Raw genomic sequence first — 20185 nt, 5'->3', positions numbered from 1 at the left:
GAGCCTCGCTCGACTAGCCGAGCAGGTCGGCCAGACGGATGCCGATGAGGACGCACGCTGACATGGTGGGCACGGCCACGATCCGCGGCATGATCGTGCTGTCGGCGATCCTGAGTCCGCTCACGCCCCTGACGCGCAACTCGGCATCGACGACCGCGTGGTCGTCGCTTCCCATGCGGCAGGCGCCGGCGGCGTGGAAGTAGGTCGTCGCGCCGTCTCGGACGAAGGTCGTCAGCTCCTCGTCGCTCATCTCGCGACCGGGCGCCACTTCGCGAACGACGAAATCGCTCAGTGGGCCGGACCTCGCGACGTCACGTGCGATCCGGATGCTCCGCTTGAGCGCTTCGACGTCCTCGGGATGACTGAGGAACTGCATGTCCACGATCGGACGGTCGGCGGGATCGGATGACCGCAGAGTCACTGTCCCGCGACTCTTGGGGGCCACCAGTCCGGCGCAGAGCGCCCACGTGGTGGGCGGCGGCGCGTACCGCTGTGCCACGACGTCGCTGGCGTAGGGGATCTCGATCTGCACCAAGCTGACATCGGGAAGCTCTGATGCTGGGTCGGTCTTGAGGTAGCCGGAGACGTTCGCCGCGCTGTTGCGATACTCGAACGGTTCGGGTGCCTCGTACAGACAGCCGCCGTGCAGGATGTGGTCCTGGACGTTCTTGCCGACCTCCGGAGCATGCACCACCACGTCGATGCCGAGTTCGCGAAGGGCCGTCTCGTCGCCGATGCCGCTCAGCATGAGGAGCTTGGGGGTGTTGAAGGCGCCCGTCGACAGGACGATCTCGCTCCGCGCGCGGTACGTGCGCACCGTGCCGTCGCTGACGCACTCGACGGCGGTGGCGCGACCGTCAGTGATGACCACCCGATTCGCGTGCGTGTCGGTGAGCAAGGTGACATTGGACTGCGCCAGGGCGGGGTACAAGAACGCGCGCGCCATGCTGTGCCGTCGTCCGTCCTTGATGATCTGATTCATCAGCGCGAAGCCGTTGCCCGTGACCTCACGCTCGCCGTTGAGATCGTCGACGACGGGAAGCCCGGCCTCCTTGATGGCACGAAGCGTCGCTTCGACGAGCGGAAGCGAATCGGCTGACGGCTGAACCCAGACGGGGCCGCTCGTGCCACGAGTCCTGGGGTCGGGTGTTCCCTGCCAGTTCTCGATGCGCTTGAAGATCTCCAGGCAGTGGTCGTAGCTCCAACGCTCGTCACCGCTGACTTCGGCCCAGTGGTCGAGGTCGGCCTTGAACGGGCGTGCCCAGATGGTGGCATTGATGCTGCTTCCTCCGCCGACGAGTCGCCCCGTGTGTTCGGGGATGGCGCGTCCATTCACGCCGTCGGAGCCCAAGGAGACGTCCCCCCACTCTCGGGAGGTCCCCAGGTTGGTGAACCACAGGCGAGGATCGCGGACGGCAGGATCGAGATCCCAGCCGCCCGCCTCGAGGACGAGGATCGACGCATCGGGTCGAGCGGTCGCCAGGCTTCCCACGAGTGCGCACCCGGCACTCCCGGTCCCGACGACGATGTAGTCGTAGTCGGACTGGAGCCGCTTCTTGGCGTCGGTCTGGGCGGCTCGGATGGCCTCCAGATCGCTGGAGAGATCTTCGGCTGCACTCGGCGTGAGAAGCCCCGTCTCGGCCGCGCCGTCGAGGAACTGCTGCCGATCGATCGCGCCCGAGAGGAGCGCACGCTCGAGCTTGTCGAGCCGTTCTGCGGGGTCCATGAGGGCTCCGTTCGTCGAGGATGGGTTGAGAGGGCGGGAGCGACTCTTCGATCTGACGAGTCACTCCCGCCGACGCACGCGAGCGTGCGCTGATCAGAACGGGTACTGCTGGTCCGACGGCTCGACGGTGATCCACTTGAGCTCGGTGAACTCGTTGATCACGGCGCGTCCGTCGAAGCGGCCGTAGCCGCTGTTCTTCATGCCGCCGTAGGGCGCCTGCGCCTCGTTCTGCACAGTGGCGCCGTTCACGTGGACGTGGCCGGCGTTGATTCGCATCGCCACCTGCAGCGCGCGGTGCGTGTCGCGACCGAAGACTGCCGCAGCGAGTCCGTACTCCGTGTCGTTGGCGACCGCGACGGCCTCGTCCACCCCGTTGACCCGGACGACGGTGGTGATGGGTCCGAAGGTCTCTTCGTCGTAGATCGTCATGCCCGGCTTGACGTGGTCCACGATCGTCGCCGGCATGGCCGCGCCGGAGGCGTTTCCGCCGACTACGACCTTCGCTCCTTGAGAGGTGGCGTCGTCGATCATGGCGTTGAGGCGGTCGCCATTGTTCGGAGTCACCATCGGGCCGACGATGCAGCTCGGGTCCGAGACCGGATCTCCGGCGGTGATCGTTCCCGCCTTCTCGGCGAAGCGGCGGACGAACTCGTCAGCCAACGACTCGTCGACCACGAACCGCTCGGTGGACATGCAGATCTGGCCTTGGAACAGGAACGAGCCGAACGCGGCCGCGTTGACCGCGCCGTCCAGGTCTGCGTCGTCGAGGACGACGAGAGGCGCCTTGCCGCCGAGTTCGAGCAAGCACGGTTTCAGGTTCGCCGCCGACTTCTCCGCGATGATGCGACCGACCTTCGTCGAGCCGGTGAAGTTCACCCTCCGTACGGCGGGGTGGGCGATGATGGCCGACACGACCGCGTCGGCGTCCTCGGACTTCGTCGTGATGAAGTTCAGGACGCCAGCCGGGAGTCCGGCTTCGTGGAAGATCTCCGCGATGAGCTGATGGGACTTCGGGCTCAGTTCCGATCCGCGGAACACGACGGTGTTTCCGCAGACGATCGGATACGCAAGCGCGCGAGCGGCCAGGACGCCTGCTCCGTTCCACGGTGCCATGCTGAAGACGACCCCCGCGGGAACGCGGACGGTCATCGACAGGGTCCCCGGCTTGTCCGTCGGAATGGTCTCGCCCTGAATCTGCGTGGCCAGGCCAGCGGCCTCGCGGAGCAGGTTCGACGTCAGGAAGCCGTTGAAGCCGGCCCACAGGGGGGCTGCGCCGACCTCGGATCCCATCGCCTCGATCAGCTCAGGTGTGCGAGCGTCCATGATGTCGGCGGCCTTCAACAGGATCGCTCGGCGCTCGCTGGGCCCGGTCTGGGACCAGCTGTCGAAGGCCGCGGCCGCCGACTCGACGGCGGAGACGGCGTCCTCGACGCTGGCCGCAGCGGCGCGCGTCACCACCTCGTCAGAGAGTGGGTGGCGACGCTCGAACGTGTTCCCGTTCGTCGCGTCTTGTGGCTTGTTGTCGATGATGAGCTGCGATTGCACGATGTCCCCTCACGGTGAAAGACGATGTGACGTCGATCATATGGCAACAAATCCGATACGTCCAGCATGAAAATGTTGCACTTCGCGTTCCTGTCGTCCTACGGTGGTCCCATGAGCCACAGAGTCGCCGTCGTCGGTGGAGGTCCCGGAGGTCTGTTCCTGGCGACCCTGATTCGACGGCAGGACCCGCGCACCGAAGTCGTGCTCTTCGAGCGCAACCAGGCGGAGGATGCGTTCGGCTTCGGAGTGGTGTTCTCCGACGCCACACTGCGAAGAATCGACGAGGCCGACCCGGTGCTGCGGGACGCGCTGGCCTCGCACGGCCGGCACTGGGATCACATCGAGGTGTGGAGCCACGGGGAGCGCCACGCCTTCGCAGGAAACGGGATGGCCGCGATCCATCGCCGCGTCCTCCTGGGCCTGCTGCAGGCGAACGCGCGATCGGTGGGCGTGGAGCTGCGCTTCGGTGCCGTCGCACCACCCGTGGAGGTCCTGCAGGCTGAGTACGACCTCGTCGTCGGTGCCGATGGCACGAACTCTGCAGTCCGCGACTTCGTCGTCGACGCCGGGCACTCAGTGGAGACAGCGCGGGCGAAGTTCATCTGGTTCGGCACGACCCACCTGTTCGACGGACTCACCTTCGTCCACCGGCGCTCCGCGGACGGGAACTTTGCCGTGCACGGCTATCCGATCAGCGACGAGCTCTCGACCTTCATCGTCGAGACGGACGAGCAGACGTGGCGACGAGCTGGAATGGATGCGTTCGACGTCTCCCAGCCGCCCGGACTCTCCGACACGGACTCTCAGGGATATCTGGAGAACCTGTTTGCCGACGACATCGGCGGAGCGTCCCTCGTCGCGAACAACTCGCGGTGGGGCAACTTCCGCACCAGACGGACCCGAAAATGGCACCACGGCAACGTGGTGCTGCTCGGCGATGCCGTCCATACCGCCCACTTCTCGGTCGGTTCCGGTACGAAGATGGCCATGGAGGACGCGGTCACGCTCGCGGCGCAGCTGCACCGAGCGTGGTCGGGGGAGACCGACCTCGAGGGCGCGCTCCAGGGCTACGTCGCCGAGAGATCGGCATCCGTCACGCGCATCCAGGACTCGGCCCGCCCGAGTCTGTCGTGGTGGGAGCATTTCGGCAGCTACCAGAGAAATCTGGAGCCACTGACCTTCGCCTTCCACTTCTTCTCCCGCAGCATCGGCATCGAGAAGATCGCGCAGCGTGATCCCCGCCTGAGCTCGAGCGTGCGCGCTGCGTGGGAGGAACGTCATGGCGCACCCGTCCTCGAGTCCGAGCTCGCCATCGGGCCGTCGGGAGAACGGATCGGTCGGCTGCTGCACCTCGACGCCGACGGGTCCATGACCGACCGCGCGGGACGAGTCGTCTCTCCGCCGCTGATCGACGTGCCCTCGACGGAGACCGGTGCGGCAGAGGCGATGGCGGAGCTTCCGGCGACCGGTGTCGTGGGAATCGGCGGTGCAGATGAGATCCGCAAGACGCTCGTCAGCGAGGAAGCACGTCTGCGCCACGGACTGTCGACGATCTTGATCGGAGCCTACGACGACGAGCAGGTAGAGACGATCCTGCTCGCTGGTCGCGCAGACGCCATCGCCCGCCCTGCCCGACGGAACGGAGCGACTGACGATGACCAGTGACCTTGCAGTCGGCACGCAGCTCACGACCGAGGGTGAACGGATGCTGATGGCCGGCGACGTGCTCGACCTCGACCCGCTGTTCCGTCCCCGCGGCGTGGTCGTCGTGGGCGCATCCAGCGACCCGACGAAGCTGGGTGGAACGATGGCCGCGAGTCTGGCGGGCGGCGGCGATCACGGAGTCGCACTCGTCAACCCCCACGGAGGACCTGGCTACTTCGCCACGATCCAGGAGGCGGTCGCTGGAGTCGACTTCCCCGTCGACCTCGCCGTCGTCTGCGTGCCGGCCGCGGTCTGCGCCGAGGTGGTGAGCCAATGCGGTGCGCAGGGAATCCGCGCCGTCCTCGTCTGTGCGGGAGGATTCGCGGAGGTCGGCGGTGTCGGCGTCACGTACCAGGCCGAGCTCGCGGTCGCGGCACGTGAGGCGGGCGTCAGGCTTCTCGGCCCGAACACGTCGGGGTTCTTCGTACCTCCGGTGGGGCTGCGGGCCAGCTTCGTCCCTGGTGTCGCGGACGTGCGGCCCGGACCGGTCGCCGTGGTCGCGGCCAGCGGGGGACTCAATCACGCGCTCGCCTTCGCCCTCGAGCGGCGCGGAGTGGGGGTCAGTCTCGCGGTGGGCATCGGGGCCGGCATCGACGTGAACACGGCGGACGTTCTCGAGTACCTGACCGTCGACGACGCGACGACGGCAGTCGCCGTGCACCTCGAGACCGTCGCAGACGGCCCGCGCACACTCCGCGCCGTTCGACGCCTCGCAGCGGTCAAGCCGGTCATCGCGCTGGTGGTGGGCCAACACGACATCGGTGACTTCGCCCAGTCCCACACCGGCGCACTGGCGACCTCGTGGAGCACGACTCGGAGCTTGTTGCGACAGATGGGCGCAGTCATCGTCGATGACGAGGACCAGCTCGTGACCGCCGCGAGCGTCCTGGCTGCGGCGCGCCTCGCCCCCAAGGGGGCAGGCGGCGCAGCGCTGGTCACCGCCCAGGCGGGCCCCGGGCTGCTCATCGCCGATGCCCTCCACGACTCGGGGGTGGGACTGCCCGACCTGCGACCGTCCACGACCGCAGCACTGTCGGAGTTGTTGCCGCCCATGACGTATCAGGCGAACCCGGTCGACACCGGCCGACCGGGTTCGCGGTTCGGAGACGTCGTTCGCGCCGTCGCCGCGGACGACCAGATCGACCTCGTCGGCGTCTACGCACTGACCGAGCCCGTGATCAACCTTCCTGACGCGGTCGCTGGCGTCGACCTGGGGGAGACTGTCGCGGTCATCGGCGTGGACGGGCCCGCCTCGGAGGTCGAGGCGGCGCGATCATCCGCGCAGGACCTCGGGATCCCCGTGGTCGTCGGTGCCAGATCGCTGGCGACCGCGATGGCGGCCCTGATCGAGGACGCCGCCGTCCGGCCGGTGGCGAAGCGGCCCGCTTGGCCCCGGCCGGCTCCCGAGGTACCTCGCGGCTCGCTCAGCGAGGCGCAGTGCAAGTCCGTCCTCGACTCGGTCGGCATCGAGACGCCCGCCCGCCGCGTCTGCAGGACAGTCGACGATGCCCGCGCGGCGCTCGCTGAGCTCGGTGGCCCCGTGGCGATCAAGATCTCCGATGCGTCGATCGTGCACAAGTCCGACATCGGCGGCGTTTATCTGGGGATCGGCAGCGAGGAAGACCTCGTGGACGCGTGTGCCGCACTGCTCGAGCAGGGTGCCACCGAGATGCTCGTGGAGGTGATGGCTCCCCGCGGCATCGACCTCGTGGTCGGTGCTCGCCGGGATCCGGTCTTCGGGGCGATCGTGCTCCTGGGCATCGGCGGCATCTCCACCGAGGTGTACGGAGACTTCGCAGTCGCGGCGGTGCCGACGTCTGCCGAGACGTTGCGCCGGCTACCTCAGAGACTTCGCGCGGCGGAACTGCTCCGCGGCTTCCGGGGACTTCCACCGGTCGACGTCGATCAGCTGGCCGACGTGGTGTCCGCGGTCGGAGACGTTCTGCTGGCCAACCCCCATCTGACCGATGTCGAGATCAATCCACTCCGCGCTCACGCCGGCGGTCTGACCGCGCTGGACGCGGTCGTCGTCGCCCACAGCGAGCCCGGGCCCGCACACAGCAAGGAAGAAGAGAACGCCCATGAGTGATCCGACCAGCAAGGGAACGGTGCCGTGGCCGTCAGACGTCGCGGACCTGTATCGCCGGAAGGGGTATTGGGAGGACCGTGCGATCGGCGACGTCATCTGGGAGGTCGCCGACGCTCGACCTGATGAGGTCGCGCTGGTCGATCGGGGCGCTCGCCTCACCTACGCCGAGCTCGCGCGCGGTGCTGACTCGCTGGCCGTGCGACTCGGGGAGCTCGGATTGCACCGAGACGATCGGGTGGTGCTCCAGCTGCCGAACGGCTGGGAGTTCGTCCTGGTGACGCTCGCCTGCTTCCGCAGTGGCGTGATCCCGGTCATGGCGCTTCCCGCTCACCGGCGTCACGAGCTCCTCCACCTGGCGAGCCTGTCGCAAGCGAAGGCCATGGCGGTCCCGAGCACCCTGCGGGAGTTCGATCACGAAGCGCTGGCCCACGAGATCGCCTCTGAGCTCGACGACCTCGAGACGGTGATCGTGCTGGCCGACGACGCCCCGCGCGATCCCAGATCGGTGAGCCTGAACGCCATGCTGAGCGAACCCCTCGGACCGGCGCAGACACGAGTCGTCGTGGACGGTCTGCGCCCCGATCCGGACGCCCCGGCCTGCTTCTTGATCTCTGGTGGCACCACCGGACTCCCGAAGCTGATCACCCGGACCCACAACGACTACCTCTGCAACATTCGTGCCACGTCAGCGGCCGCCGGCCTGGGGGAGGACGACGTCTACCTCGGGACACTGCCCGCGAGCCACAACTTCCCGCTGGCTTGCCCCGGGGTCCTGGGGACGTTGGTGGCGGGAGGGCGCGCGGTGATGCTTCCGTCGCCCGAGCCCGTCCGCGCGTTCGCCACGATCGCCGACGAGGGCGTGACCATCTCGGCCGCGGTGCCGGCGGTCGCCCAGCGCTGGCTCGATCACCAGCAGCAGGTCGGGGGCAGCCAGACGGCGTCTCTTCGCGTTCTCCAGGTCGGAGGCTCCCGGCTCCCCGACGAGCACGCAGCTCGCGTCAAACCGCTGCTCGGAGCAACACTCCAACAGGTCTTCGGCATGGCCGAAGGACTGATCAACACCACTCGGCTCGACGATCCGGAGGAGGTCCTCACGACGACGCAGGGCAGACCCGTGCACGAGGCCGACGAGGTCCGCATCCTCGACGGACTCGGTCGAGACGTGCCGGACGGAGCGCCCGGCGCGATCTACACGCGCGGTCCGTACACGCCGCGTGGGTACTACAACGCACCCGATCACAACGCTCGTGCCTTCCTCGCCGACGGCGGGTGGTACGGCAGCGGAGACATCGTCGTCCGCCGCCCGGACGGGAATCTGGTCGTCCAAGGCCGTGAGAAGGACATGATCAACCGCGCCGGCGAGAAGATCTCCGCAGAGGAGATCGAGGACCTCATGTACCGCCTGTTCGAGGTCGAGCTCGCTGCAGCGGTCTCGATGCCCGACCCCGACCTGGGCGAGCGGCTCTGCGTCTACGTGGTGGTCAGGCGAGGCCGCGAGGCGCCGACCGTCGAGGCCGCCAAGGAGGCATTCGAAGGAGCCGGAGTCGCGGCGTTCAAGTGCCCCGAGCGCATCGTGGTCGTTCCGCAGATCCCCACGACGAAGGTGGGAAAGCTCGACAAGAAGGCCCTGCGCGAGGACATCGCCGCGCGTCTCGCCACCTCGAACACCAGGAGTTGAACCGATGAGCACCAGTCCCGACCCCACGATGACCCCCGAGGAGACGAACGAGGACCTCGTCGCGGGCACCCCGGTTCCCCCGCCGGCCACAGCACGCGAGCTCGAGCAGATCGACCAGCTGTACGCCGACTTCGCCAGCGACCACATGATCCCGCTGTGGACGCAGATCGGTGATCTCATGCCCGAGGTCCCGAAGCCCCGGGCCGTCCCGTACGTCTGGCGGTGGAAGACCATCCTGCCGCTCGCGCAGCGCGCCGGTGACCTGATTCCCGTGGGCCGTGGCGGCGAGCGCAGAGCCATCGCTTTGGCCAACCCGGGACTGCGCGACCAGCCCTACGTCACACCGACACTGTGGGCGGCCATCCAGTACCTCGGTCCCCACGAGGTCGCACCCGAGCACCGGCACAGCCAGAACGCCTTTCGCTTCGTGGTGGAGGGCGAGGGCGTGTGGACCGTCGTCGACGGAGATCCCGTCGCGATGCGTCGAGGCGACTTCCTCCTGACGCCCGGTTGGCGCTTCCACGGTCACCACAACGAGACCGACCAGGCGATGGCGTGGATCGACGGTCTCGACATTCCCTTCGTCCACTACACCGACACCTCGTTCTTCGAGTTCGGATCCGATCGCGTGACGGACGAGTCCACTCCCGACGTCTCCCGCTCCGAACGACTCTGGGGACATCCCGGCCTGCGACCTCTGTCGCAGCTGCAGAACACGGTCTCCTCGCCCATCGGTGCCTACCGCTGGGAGCACACGGACCGGGCACTGAACGATCAGCTCGAACTCGAGAAGGCCGGGCATCCGGCGACCGTCGAGCTCGGTCACGCCGCCGTGCGTTACGTGAACCCGACGACCGGTGGCGACGTGATGCCGACCATCCGGGCAGAGTTCCATCGGCTCGAGCGCGAGGTACAGACCCGACCTCGCCGAGAGGTGGGCTCGAGCGTGTACCAGGTGTTCGAGGGCACGGGCACCTTCCTCATCGACGGAGCCGAGCATGCCGTCGAGAAGGGCGACATGGTCGCCGTTCCGTCCTGGTCGGACTTCAGCATCGTTGCTGACGAGAGCCTCGACCTGTTCCGGTTCAGCGACCACCCGATCATGGAGAAGCTCGCCTTGAACCGCGTGCAGGAGGACGACCGATGAAGCTGCTGACGTTTCGCAGGGAGGATGGAACCACGGCCGCCGGGATCCGCCACGGCGATGGCACGCCTGACGACGTCGTTCGTGAGGCCCGAATCGACGGCCACGTGTGCGCTGACGTCGGTGACGTACTGCAGCACGCCGACTGGCTGGAACGCATCCAGCCGGCGGACGGCACGGACCGTCGATACGGCGACCTGAGCCTCACCACGCTCGTGCCGAGACCCGGCAAGGTCGTCTGTGTGGGACTGAACTACCGGACCCACATCCTGGAGATGGGCCGAGAGCTGCCGCAGCACCCAACGCTCTTCGCCAAGTTCGCCAGCACGCTCACCGGACCCAACGACGACATCGAAGCTCCGTCGGAAGATCCGGCGCTCGACTGGGAGGCGGAGCTGACCGTCGTGATCGGCCGACAGTGTCGGCGAGTCAGCGAGACTGATGCGCCACACGCCATCGCGGGCTACACGGTCGCCAACGACATCTCCATGAGAACCTGGCAGTTCCGTACGAAGGAGTGGCTCCAGGGGAAAGCCTGGGACGCATCGACGCCGGTGGGTCCGGTGCTGCTCACTGCAGACGAATGGGATCCCGCCTCGCGCATCTGGACCTCGGTCAACGGGAAGCAGATGCAGTCGGCCACGACGGACGACCTGCTGTTCGGGCCGGCTGAACTCGTCTCGTACGTCTCCACCATGATGTCGCTCGAACCAGGAGACCTCATCCTCACCGGTACGCCCGGAGGCGTTGGACGGGCGCGCGAGCCCGAGGTCTACCTCGCCCCGGGCGATGTGGTCGAGACAGGGATCGACGGGATCGGCACGCTGCACAACCGGATCGTCGCGGCGGGCGCGGCCTGATGGTGGCCCGGCAGGTTCAGGCTACGGATCCGACGGTCCTCGACGATCTGTCCACCGCCCGGCTGGGCACCTCGGCATTCCGACGAGCGCTCGCAGCGGTGGACGACGCCGGCTTCGCAGCACCTTCGCTCCTTCCCGGCTGGAGCCGCGCGCACCTCGTCGCGCACGTCGGGTACAACGCACGGGCGATTGCCCGCCTCGTGACGTGGGCGGCCACGGGAATCGAGACGCCCATGTACGCCTCCCCCGAGGCGCGAGCCCGGGAGATCTCATCCGGGGCGACTCTTCGTCCGGATGCACTGCGTAGCCTCTGCGACCACGCCGCCGTCGACCTCGACGTGCGCTGGAGAGATCTTCCCGACGATCGCTGGTCTGCCCTGGTCACGACGGCCCAGGGCCGCCAGGTGCCTGTCTCGGAGACTCTGTGGATGCGGTCGCGCGAGGTCTGGTTGCATGCGGTCGATCTCGGAAGCGGGTTGCGTCTCACGGATGTCCCGCCGTCCGTGACGGAGCGCCTGCTGGCCGACATCTTCCGCACGTGGACCACCCGTGACGCGATCACCGATCTCGCGGTCGTCGTCGACGGTCCACGCGTCGGTCCGCGAGTCCTGGGGGATCCCCGAACAGCCGACACTGTCGTGCAGGGCGCACTCGCCGCGGTGCTCGGCTGGGCGGCCGGGCGGCACGCAGGCGACCCGCGGGACGGTCTGCAGTGGGTCAAGGGTCAGCCCGCATCCGCGCCGAGATGGATCTGATGGTCGCGCGTCGCGGGTTCGGCACCAAACGGACGAGCGCCTTTGGGCAAGATGGCCTCATGAGTACCAAGCCCCGGAGTCTCGTGCTCGACGTCTGCGGCGAATACCTCCGCTATGTCGCGGGCGACGTCCGCCAGCAGCAGTTCACCGCTCTCCTGGGTGACTTCGGCGTCGCGGCGGCGACCGTGCGCGTCACCATCGCCCGCTTGCGGGACGAAGGGTGGTTCACGTCCCGGCGTGTCGGGCGGGAGACGGTCTTTCGTCTCACCGACCACATGACTTCGGTGCTTGACGAAGGACGAGCCAGGATCTTCGCCGCTCCGGCGCGCGCTTGGGAACGTCAATGGACCATGGTGATCTACCAGCTCAGCGAGGCGGAGCGGACGGAGCGCAATCAGCTGCGCAAGGCTCTCGCGTGGCACGGCTTTGGACCACTCGGCACCTCGACGTGGATCGCGCCGGGGGACCGCCGCCTCGAGGCGCGCGCGCTCGTCGACGAGATGGCGACAGACCAGGTCGACATCCTCCTGTGCCAATCCGAAGGACCGCACAACGACCGCGAGATGGCCGCACGATGCTGGGACATGCAGACTCTGAACAAGGAGTACGACCGGTTCATCCAGAGCCACGAGGTGCTGGCAGCCGCCGCAGACCGGCTCACCGGTCGCGACGCCCTGCACGCGCGGACGGAGCTCATCCACGCGTTCCGTCACTTCCCGTTCCTCGACCCGCGGCTGCCCGAAGAGCTGCGGCCCGACCCGTGGCTCGGCGAGGATGCCCACCTTCTCTTCCGTCGTGCGTACGACGCGCTCGGACCTGCGGCCCGAGCCCATGTCGGGGATCTCATCGGCGCCGAAGTTCCCGCACCTCCCGAACCCGAGCCGCTCTCCGTGCTCAGTCGTCCTGCCGGGTGAGCCCTGCCCACGCGCGCGCGTAGCCACATGCTGGACGGCTTCGTCTCAGGTTTCCGACCCCCGGCTGCCTGGTCTTGACACCGTTTTCCAGGCGCGCTCATGCTGGCGGAGGGTGACAGCGCGGGGTGCAGAGACACCGTCGGCTCCGGCTCTCCCGAATCGACCGGTGGGTCACCCGAACACCCGATTCGCACCACGCGGTCGAGTCCAAGGTCAGGCTCGGCTCGCTCCGGGTGACGTGCGTCCTTCCGGACGCCGCACCCACCAGGCGTCTTCGACACGCCGAGTCACGTACGTTCCGGGGGTTCCCGATGTACCACGCACCAAAGAAATCCACACTCTCACGCCTGTCCGTGGGGCTCTTCGCCGCAGCCCCGCTCGCTTCGGGCACCGCGGCGACCGTCACGGCCGAGGCCGCAGAGACCAGATCTGCCAACGGGTTGCAGCGAGCGACAGGTTCCGACGACGATCGGTGGGCCGACTCGCGCTCGGCCGAACGACGGGCCAGGGCCCTGCTCCGCCGCATGACCCTGGACGAGAAGATCGACATGCTCCACGGCGAGGTCAACTTCTACTACGGCTTCTACAACGCGCCCATCGAGCGTCTGGGCATCCCCGCCCTCACGATGGCCGACGGGCCAGCGGGCGTTCGGATCGCCAACCCGGACGTCAACGACCAGCAGGCAACTGAGCTGCCATCCCCCCTCGCGCTGGCCGCGACCTGGGACACCGGGCTCGCCGACGAGTACGGAGAGCGAGTGGCCGCGGACCTCGGCGCGGTCGTCGTCGTGGACGTCCGGGCGCAGCCACACCGACGACTGGTTGATGATGCCGTGCAGGCCCTGCAGGCTGACGTCAACGTGCTGGACCGTGAAGACACCCTCGCGGAGGCCTCGTTCCACGATCTTGCGGAAGACGGCGTCGTGCCGGCGCCGCATGTCCTTGAGCATCGAGTCGAACGCCTCGGGCCACGCGTGTGGCCAGCTGAACACGGTGGCCACCTCGGGGGCAGTCTCGGTGATGATCAGGATCTGCTCGTCGATGAGCGCCGCGAGCAGCTCGTCGGCCGGCGTGTCACGACCCACGAGCTGCTCGCGTTCGCCTAGGCGTCGCAGCACCTCCTGGGTCAGGAACTCCAGTGCGGCAGCGACGAGCTCGTCCTTGGAGGTGAAGTAGTGGTAGAGCGTCGCCTTCGCGATGTCGGTCCGCTCTGCGACGTCTTCGAGGCTCATTCCCTGGTAGCCGTCGCTGGCCAGGACGCGCGTCGCCGTGGCGACGATCTCGGCCTTGCGCCGGTCGCGGCGCCGCTCGACACGGCTCGATGAATGCCCCGGATTCGCGGCGTCAGTGCTGGTTTCCGTGCTCATCGCAGACTTCTCGCTGGTGCCCCGGCTTGTCGGTGGCCGGGTCTCCGGTCGCCGCGCCGAGTCTACCCGCAGGACGTCGGCCGCTTCGGAATCTCGGCCCATCGGGCGTCAATTGGACTGACGGGACGAAAAGGCAACCTGAGAGTCGAACGACTCCAGGCGAAGGCATCCTTCGGGCACCACCACGGATCGGTTCGTTGGCCTCAAGTCTCCGTTCCGTTCGGATGGCACAATCTCCGCGGGAACACCTCGTCTCTTACAGGTGGAGCGTCCGCGCTGGTGGTCGGCTCGCACGGGGCAGCGGCGCGATCACGATCGGTCATCCGTTCGGAGCGTCGGGCGACGGATCGTCGACACACTTGCGAAGCGACTTCGTGAAAGCAGCGTGCGGTGGGCCCGGCCCACGGTCTCTAACGGCGCGGCCAGGGTCTCGCCGTCTTGCTCGAGAACACCAGCGCCAAATGACCGGTGCACCAGTGAACTCGAGCGCGCGTGACCGAAGCTAGAGTCCCAAGTCGCGACCGATGATCTCCTTCATGATCTCGTTCGATCCGGCCCAGATCCGCGTGACGCGAGCGTCCTGCCAAGCTCGGGCCACCCGGTATTCGGTCATGTAGCCGTAGCCGCCGTGCAACTGCACGCAGTGGTCGAGCACCGCGTTCTGCACGTCGGCACTCCACCACTTGGCCTTGGCTGCGTCGACAGGGGTCAGTTCGCCGGCGGTGTGCGCCACGACGCACTGGTCGAGGAAGCTCTGGGCCACCTCGACGCGTGTGACCAACTCCGCCAGCAGGAACTTGTTGTGCTGGAAGCTGCCGATGGGCTGGCCGAACGCCTGACGCGTCCGGCAGTGCTCGACCGTCTCGTCCAGGACCCAGCGAGCATGCGCCAGGTTCGTCACCGCGCAGCCGATGCGCTCTTGGGGCAAGAAGTCCATGAGGTGAACGAATCCGCGGTCGAGCTCGACGATCAGATTCGACGTCGGGATGCTCACGTCGTCGAAGAAGAGTTCGGCTGTGTCGGACTCGGGCTGGCCGACCTTGTCCAGCTTGCGCCCGCGTGTGAAGCCCTCGGCGTCGCGTTCGACGACGAAGAGGCTGATGCCCCTCGCTCCCAGGTCCGGTGAGGTCTTCGCTGCGACGATCACCAGATCGGCGGAGAAGCCATTGGTGATGAAGGTCTTGGAGCCATTGAGCACCCAGGTGTCGCCGCGGCGCACCGCGGTGGTGCGAATGCCGGCCAGGTCCGAGCCCGCGCTCGGCTCGGTCATCGCGATGGCGCCGAGCAGCGTGCCCGAGGCCATGTCCGGCAACCAACGTCGCTGTTGCTCGGCGGTCCCGAGGTGGGCGAGGTACGGCGCGACGATGTCGGCGTGGATTCCGACGCACGAGCCCAAAGCCATGGAGACCCGTGCCAGCTCCTCGAACATGACGGCATTGAAGCGGTAGTCGCGAGCGGCGTGGCCGCCGTGCTCCTCGGGGATCTCCAAGCCCAGCAGTCCGGCTCGCCCGGCGGCCGTCCAAAAGTCGCGCGGCAGCCCCTTGGCGTCTCGCCAATCGTCCAGAGGTGCTGCCTCGCGCTCGAGGAACCCGCGAAACGAGTCGCGGAAGTCCCGGTGGTCGGTCTCGTAGATCACGCGGCGCATGGTCCTCCTCGGCGCTGACGTTCAGGCTCCCGACGAGTCTGCCTCCCGCCGGGGCCCGCAGATGTCCGGATCCGCTACACACGCCGCTGGATCAAAGTCGGACAGTCCCACCGACCGTGACCTACCTAACGTGATTCGCGTCACGCCGACGGACGGCGACACGCACACGATGAGGTGACACACGATGACGACGTTGACCCATGAGACCTCCACGCAGACAGATCTCCTGGATGTGCTGATCGTCGGAGGCGGGTTCTCCGGCCTCTACGCACTGGATCAGCTCCGAGACCGCGGATTCTCGGTGAAGGTGTGGGACGCTGCCGGCGATTTTGGCGGCATCTGGTGGTGGAACTGCTACCCGGGCGCCCGCACGGACTCGACCGGGCAGGTCTATCAGTTCTCCCACAAGGACCTGTGGAAGGAGTTCGACTTCGCTGAGCTCTTCCCGAGCCACGAAGGGGTTCGCGAGTACCTGAACTACGTCGACCAGAAGTTGGACCTGCGCAAGGACGTGACGTTCGACACCTTCGTCGACCGAGCCGCGTGGGATGAGAACAGTCACACCTGGACGGTCACCAGCACCGACGGGAAGGCCCAGCGAGCCAAGACGGTCATCGTCGCGACGGGGTTCGGCTCCAAGCCGCTGTATCCCGACATCCCCGGCCTGGACTCCTTCGCCGGCGAATGTCACCACACCGCCCGCTGGCCTCAGGCGGGAGTAGAGCTCACTGGCAAGAAGGTGGTGGTCCTGGGCACGGGCGCAAGCGGCGTCCAGGTGATCCAAGAGGCGGCACCCGTCGCTGAGCACCTCACGGTCTTCCAGCGCACGCCCAACCTCGCGCTGCCCATGCGCCAGAAGCAGTTGACGCCCGATGACAACGAAGAGTTCCGCAAGGACCTGCCACGCCGCTTCGAGGTGCGTGCACGCGCCTTCGCCGGATTCGACTTCGACTTCATGGCGGTCATGGGCGCCGACCTGTCGCCGGCGGAGCTCCGTGCCGAGTACGACAAGCTCTGGGAGCACGGCGGCTTCGAGCTGTGGCTCGGCACCCTCGGGGACATGCTCGCCGACGAGAAGGTCAATCGGACCTTCTACGACTACTGGCGCAGCAAGGTTCACGAGCGCGTCGCAGACCCGGCGAAGGCCGAGCTGCTCGCCCCCGCGCTGCCTCCGCACCCTTTCGGCGTCAAGCGACCCGCGCTCGAGCAGAACTACTTCGACGTGATCAATGGTGAGAACGTCGACCTGATCGACCACAACGAGGAGCCGATCCTCGAGGTGGTCCCCGAGGGCGTGCGGACGAAGAACGGGCTGATCGAAGCCGACGTCCTCGTCTTGGCAACCGGATTCGACAACAACCGCGGAGGCATCCTGGCCATCGACCTCGAGGGTGTCGGCGGGGTCAAGCTCCAGGACAAGTGGGCTGGCAAGGTTGAGACCAACTTCGGACTCTCGACCGCTGAGTTCCCGAACTTGCTGTTCCTGTACGGTCCGCAGAGTCCTTCGGGGTTCTGCAACGGTCCGACTTCGGCGGAGGAGCAGGGCAAGATCGTCGTGGAATTCCTCGAGCATGTCCGAGACTGCGGTCTGACGCGTTTCGAGAACACCCGGGAATCGGAGCTGCAATGGACCCAGCACCTCGACGAGCTGTTCGAGGCCTCGATGTTCACCAAGGCCAAGTCTTGGTACTGGGGAGCGAATGTGCCGGGCAAGCCGGCCCAGATGCTCAATTACTGCGGTGGCCTCCAGGGCTACTTCGACCAGTGGGTCGCGGACAAGGAGCTCGAGTACGGGAATTACACGTTCGCCTGATCGGCATCGACTGAAGGGCCGGGGCCGACGCTCCAGCCCTTCAGCCGCGTCCGGCGTGATCAGGTTGCGACTCCCTCGAACGCCAGTGAGGCCCGGTACCGACAGGTACCGGGCCTCAGGCATGAGCGCAGGGCGCTCAGGGCGTGCCAGCGTGCGGGACTTCGACCTCGGTGGCCGCCACGTACGCTTCTCGTGCGGCCGAGCGAGCGGTCTCGTCGAAGTCCGGCGCGACGGAAAGGTAGAGCGTCGTGCCGTCGTCACCGCCGAGAGCGACGGCGAACACGCCGAGGGGCGCGGTGCTGACCTCGTCGAGGATCTCGCCGCCCTCCGCGATGCGGGCCGCGCGCTGGTGGACACAGTCCGCAACCCAGATGGCGCCTTCGGCGTCGAGAGCGAGTCCGTCGGGGACGATCGTGGCCTCGGCGATCCGCTTCTCCCAGTTGGTCTCGTCGCCTGGACTGCCATAGGAGGCGAAGTCGCGTCGCGGTCCGAGGGTGCCGTCGTCGAGGATGTCGAACTGCGAAACACGGTTGCCGAACAGCTCGTTCACGATCAGCGTCTTCTCGTCGGGCGTGATCACCATGCCGTTGGGGAACGACAGCCCTGGTGCCACGACCTGTGACGTGCCGTCCGGGCGGACCAGGATGACGTTCGCGAAGTTGTGATCCGCGCCGCCCATGAGGTCGAATCCGAACTCGCCCACGTAGGCGTTACCGTTCGGCGCGACCACCATGTCGTTGGCGTACCCTCCGCAGTGGGCGGAGATGTCAGCGTGCTCGGCGAGCTCCCCGTCGAGACCGACCCGCAGCACGCGGTGGTCCTTCATCGACACCACGAGGAGCTGGCCATCAGGCAGCCAGCCGAGGCCGGAAGGCTGAGCATCGACGACGGCGACTTGGACGACCTCGCCGTCGCGGGTGACCTTGTTGACCGTCTTGGTGTAGAAGTCGACGAACCAGAACTCGCCGTCGTGCCACCTCGGCCCTTCCGTGTAGGTGAATCCATCCGCGATCACGCGGAGTTCACGTTCTGCCATGTTCCTGTCCTGTCTGGGTCGGGGGTGCCCCGGAGGGTCCAGGGGCGTTGACCTTCCCACGGTGGCGCAGATCACATTCGGTGGGATGTCCGAAAACGCGACACGCGCGCGACCCGGGAGACCTGTCGCGTTTTCGGACGGCTCGAGCCGGGTGTGACGACGAACACTGGGAGGGCGGCCCGGAACGGGACTGCCGCGGATGAGCGCACTCGAGCTAGGAGAGACGTGATGGATGGCCTGATGATGACGCGGCCGTTGCTGGTCAGCAGTCTGCTGTGGCGGGCGGAGCACGTCTTCGGCTCGGTGATGAACTCGAGCGTCACCGCCGACGGAGAGGTGGAGGACTTCACCTGGCGAGAGCTTGCGGTCGATGCCCGTCGGCTCGCGGCCGGCTTGGAATGGCTCGGGGTGCAAACGGGGGATCGCATCTCGTCGCTGGCGTGGAACACGCGCGAGTACCTCGCGGCATACTTCGGCGTCCCCGCGCTGGGGGCGGTCCTGCACACCGTCAATCATCGTATGTCGGCCGTCCATATCGCCGCGACGATTCGCGCGGCAGGCTCCCGGGTCCTGATCGTCGATGCCGACCTCTTCGAGGTGTTGGCCGCCGTTGAGCCCGAGTTGCCGCAGGTCAAGACGCTCATCGTGATCGGTCATGGTCAGCCTGACACTGCGATCGCAGCGGTGCACCGCTGGGACGACCTGCTCGACTCGACCGAACCGGTCACCTCGTGGCCGGAGTTGGACGAGAACTCTGCCTCGGGCATCTGCTTCACCTCGGGAACCACTGGCGATCCCAAGGGTGTCGTCTATAGCCACCGCAGTACGGTCCTGCACACGTTGGGCATCTGCATGGCCGGCGGCGCAGCGATCAACAACGAGGACAGCTATCTTCTGGCGACGAACATGTCGCACGTCAACGGCTGGGGCGTGCCGTATGCGTGCGCGCTGCAGGGAGCGAGACTGATCCTGCCGGGAGCGCATCCGAGTCCGGAAGACCTGTTACGGCTCGTCACCGAGCAGCGCCCGTCCTGGTTCGTCGGCGCGCCAACCGTCGCGGCGATGATGCGGGACCGGTTCGGCACGGCTTCGGGCGCGTACGACCTCAGCAGCCTCTCGACGATGTGGCTGGGCGGCCAGTCCCCTCCGACTGACCTCGTCGCCTGGTTTGTCGACCGCGGCATCGGGACAGTCAACGGATGGGGAATGACCGAGACCTCGCCGATCGCCACGTTCCACCATGGACACGAGACCCAGGGGCGACCGCTGCCGCTCGTGGAGATGGAGGTGGCCGGACCCGCCGGTGAGCATCTCCCGTGGGACGGAATGTCCACCGGCGAACTGCGGGTGCGTGCCCCCTGGGTCGCGCGAGACTACCTCAGCGCGGACGACACCAGCTCGGCCTTCCCGGAAGGATGGCTGGCGACGGGGGACGTGTGCGTCTTCCACCCCGACGGTCAGCTGCAGATCCGCGATCGCTTCAAGGACCTGGTCAAGAGCGGGGGAGAGTGGATCTCATCGGTCGAGCTCGAGCACTCGCTCATGCTCCACCCGAAGGTCCATGAGGCAGCCGTGATCGCGGTGCCCGATCCGACGTGGGTGGAGCGTCCGCTTGCCTGGGTCGTGGCGGACGACGATGTCACCGACGCGGACCTGCGCCTGTATCTCGAGCGGAGCTTTCCCAAGTTCTGGATCCCGGACGAATTCGTCCGCGCGGACGAGGTCCCCAAGACGTCCGTCGGCAAGATCGACAAGGCGTCGATGAGGAGGACCCAGGCGCAGCGCACAGGCTGAAGGACGCCGGGTGCCTCGTCCGGGCTCGCTTCGAGTGTTGCATTCTGGGACACTGTGGCGTGGGTCACGCTCCGTAGGCTGGGTGGCGGGCCGGCAATGCGGATGACCGCCGGCG

The 20185-nt window shown here is 67.3% G+C and carries 14 protein-coding genes; 9 read left to right on the top strand and 5 right to left on the bottom strand.

What is annotated here, in order from left to right; translation table 11 throughout:
• Positions 1-13: 13 nt before the first annotated feature.
• Together ACK99Q_RS13695 and ACK99Q_RS13690 are read right to left on the bottom strand one after the other, a co-directional pair.
• Positions 14-1726: a GMC family oxidoreductase gene (locus ACK99Q_RS13695; protein WP_410186671.1), complete on the bottom strand. Its 1713-nt coding sequence runs from the start codon at positions 1724-1726 to the stop codon at positions 14-16.
• A gap of 93 nt (positions 1727-1819) precedes the next feature.
• A complete protein-coding gene (locus ACK99Q_RS13690; protein WP_410186670.1) occupies positions 1820-3271 on the bottom strand; it encodes an aldehyde dehydrogenase in 1452 nt (483 codons plus the stop codon).
• Between the two features lie 72 nt (positions 3272-3343).
• Between ACK99Q_RS13690 and ACK99Q_RS13685 the strand changes: the two genes are divergently transcribed.
• From ACK99Q_RS13685 to ACK99Q_RS13655, 7 genes are read left to right on the top strand one after another with little or no spacing between them, the layout of a single operon-like run.
• Positions 3344-4936 carry an FAD-dependent monooxygenase gene (locus ACK99Q_RS13685; RefSeq protein ID WP_410186669.1) on the top strand — a complete coding sequence of 531 codons (1593 nt, stop codon included), beginning with the start codon at positions 3344-3346 and terminating at the stop codon, positions 4934-4936.
• Positions 4926-7064, top strand: a complete 2139-nt coding sequence (locus ACK99Q_RS13680; RefSeq protein ID WP_410186668.1) for an acetate--CoA ligase family protein — start codon at positions 4926-4928, stop codon at positions 7062-7064. The genes ACK99Q_RS13685 and ACK99Q_RS13680 overlap by 11 nt, the downstream gene beginning before the upstream one ends.
• On the top strand, positions 7057-8742 hold the full coding sequence (locus ACK99Q_RS13675) for a (2,3-dihydroxybenzoyl)adenylate synthase (protein WP_410186667.1): 1686 nt from the start codon (positions 7057-7059) through the stop codon (positions 8740-8742). The genes ACK99Q_RS13680 and ACK99Q_RS13675 overlap by 8 nt, the downstream gene beginning before the upstream one ends.
• Before the next feature lie 4 nt (positions 8743-8746).
• The gene (locus tag ACK99Q_RS13670) at positions 8747-9889 is read left to right on the top strand and encodes a cupin domain-containing protein (RefSeq protein WP_410186666.1); all 1143 of its coding nucleotides are present in this window, start codon (positions 8747-8749) and stop codon (positions 9887-9889) included.
• The gene (locus ACK99Q_RS13665) at positions 9886-10746 is read left to right on the top strand and encodes a fumarylacetoacetate hydrolase family protein (RefSeq protein ID WP_410186665.1); all 861 of its coding nucleotides are present in this window, start codon (positions 9886-9888) and stop codon (positions 10744-10746) included. Before ACK99Q_RS13670 ends, ACK99Q_RS13665 begins: the two co-directional genes overlap by 4 nt.
• On the top strand, positions 10746-11501 hold the full coding sequence (locus tag ACK99Q_RS13660; protein ID WP_410186664.1) for a maleylpyruvate isomerase family mycothiol-dependent enzyme: 756 nt from the start codon (positions 10746-10748) through the stop codon (positions 11499-11501). The genes ACK99Q_RS13665 and ACK99Q_RS13660 overlap by 1 nt, the downstream gene beginning before the upstream one ends.
• Before the next feature lie 59 nt (positions 11502-11560).
• Positions 11561-12415, top strand: coding sequence for a PaaX family transcriptional regulator C-terminal domain-containing protein (locus ACK99Q_RS13655; protein WP_410186663.1), 855 nt, complete (start codon positions 11561-11563; stop codon positions 12413-12415).
• A 341-nt stretch (positions 12416-12756) separates the two neighbouring features.
• Here ACK99Q_RS13655 and ACK99Q_RS13650 read toward each other — a convergent pair whose 3' ends face one another.
• Together ACK99Q_RS13650 and ACK99Q_RS13645 are read right to left on the bottom strand one after the other, a co-directional pair.
• Complete coding sequence (locus ACK99Q_RS13650) at positions 12757-13782, bottom strand: TetR/AcrR family transcriptional regulator (RefSeq protein WP_410186662.1); 1026 nt, start codon at positions 13780-13782, stop codon at positions 12757-12759.
• Between the two features lie 502 nt (positions 13783-14284).
• Positions 14285-15427 (bottom strand): acyl-CoA dehydrogenase family protein, encoded by a 1143-nt coding sequence (locus tag ACK99Q_RS13645; protein WP_410186661.1) that lies wholly within the window; start codon positions 15425-15427, stop codon positions 14285-14287.
• A gap of 184 nt (positions 15428-15611) precedes the next feature.
• Here ACK99Q_RS13645 and ACK99Q_RS13640 point away from each other — a divergent pair, with 184 nt between their 5' ends.
• Complete coding sequence (locus ACK99Q_RS13640) at positions 15612-17240, top strand: flavin-containing monooxygenase (protein ID WP_410186660.1); 1629 nt, start codon at positions 15612-15614, stop codon at positions 17238-17240.
• Positions 17241-17376: 136 nt separating this feature from the next.
• Here ACK99Q_RS13640 and ACK99Q_RS13635 read toward each other — a convergent pair whose 3' ends face one another.
• A complete protein-coding gene (locus tag ACK99Q_RS13635; protein ID WP_410186659.1) occupies positions 17377-18351 on the bottom strand; it encodes an SMP-30/gluconolactonase/LRE family protein in 975 nt (324 codons plus the stop codon).
• A 153-nt stretch (positions 18352-18504) separates the two neighbouring features.
• Between ACK99Q_RS13635 and ACK99Q_RS13630 the strand changes: the two genes are divergently transcribed.
• Positions 18505-20070 (top strand): long-chain-fatty-acid--CoA ligase, encoded by a 1566-nt coding sequence (locus tag ACK99Q_RS13630; RefSeq protein WP_410186658.1) that lies wholly within the window; start codon positions 18505-18507, stop codon positions 20068-20070.
• Positions 20071-20185: the final 115 nt, after the last annotated feature.

This window comes from Aeromicrobium sp. MLTX1 (assembly GCF_046452335.1).
GTDB lineage: Bacteria > Actinomycetota > Actinomycetes > Propionibacteriales > Nocardioidaceae > Aeromicrobium.
Note: the sequence above shows the minus strand (reverse complement) of the source record. Positions and strands in the feature narration are given on the sequence as shown.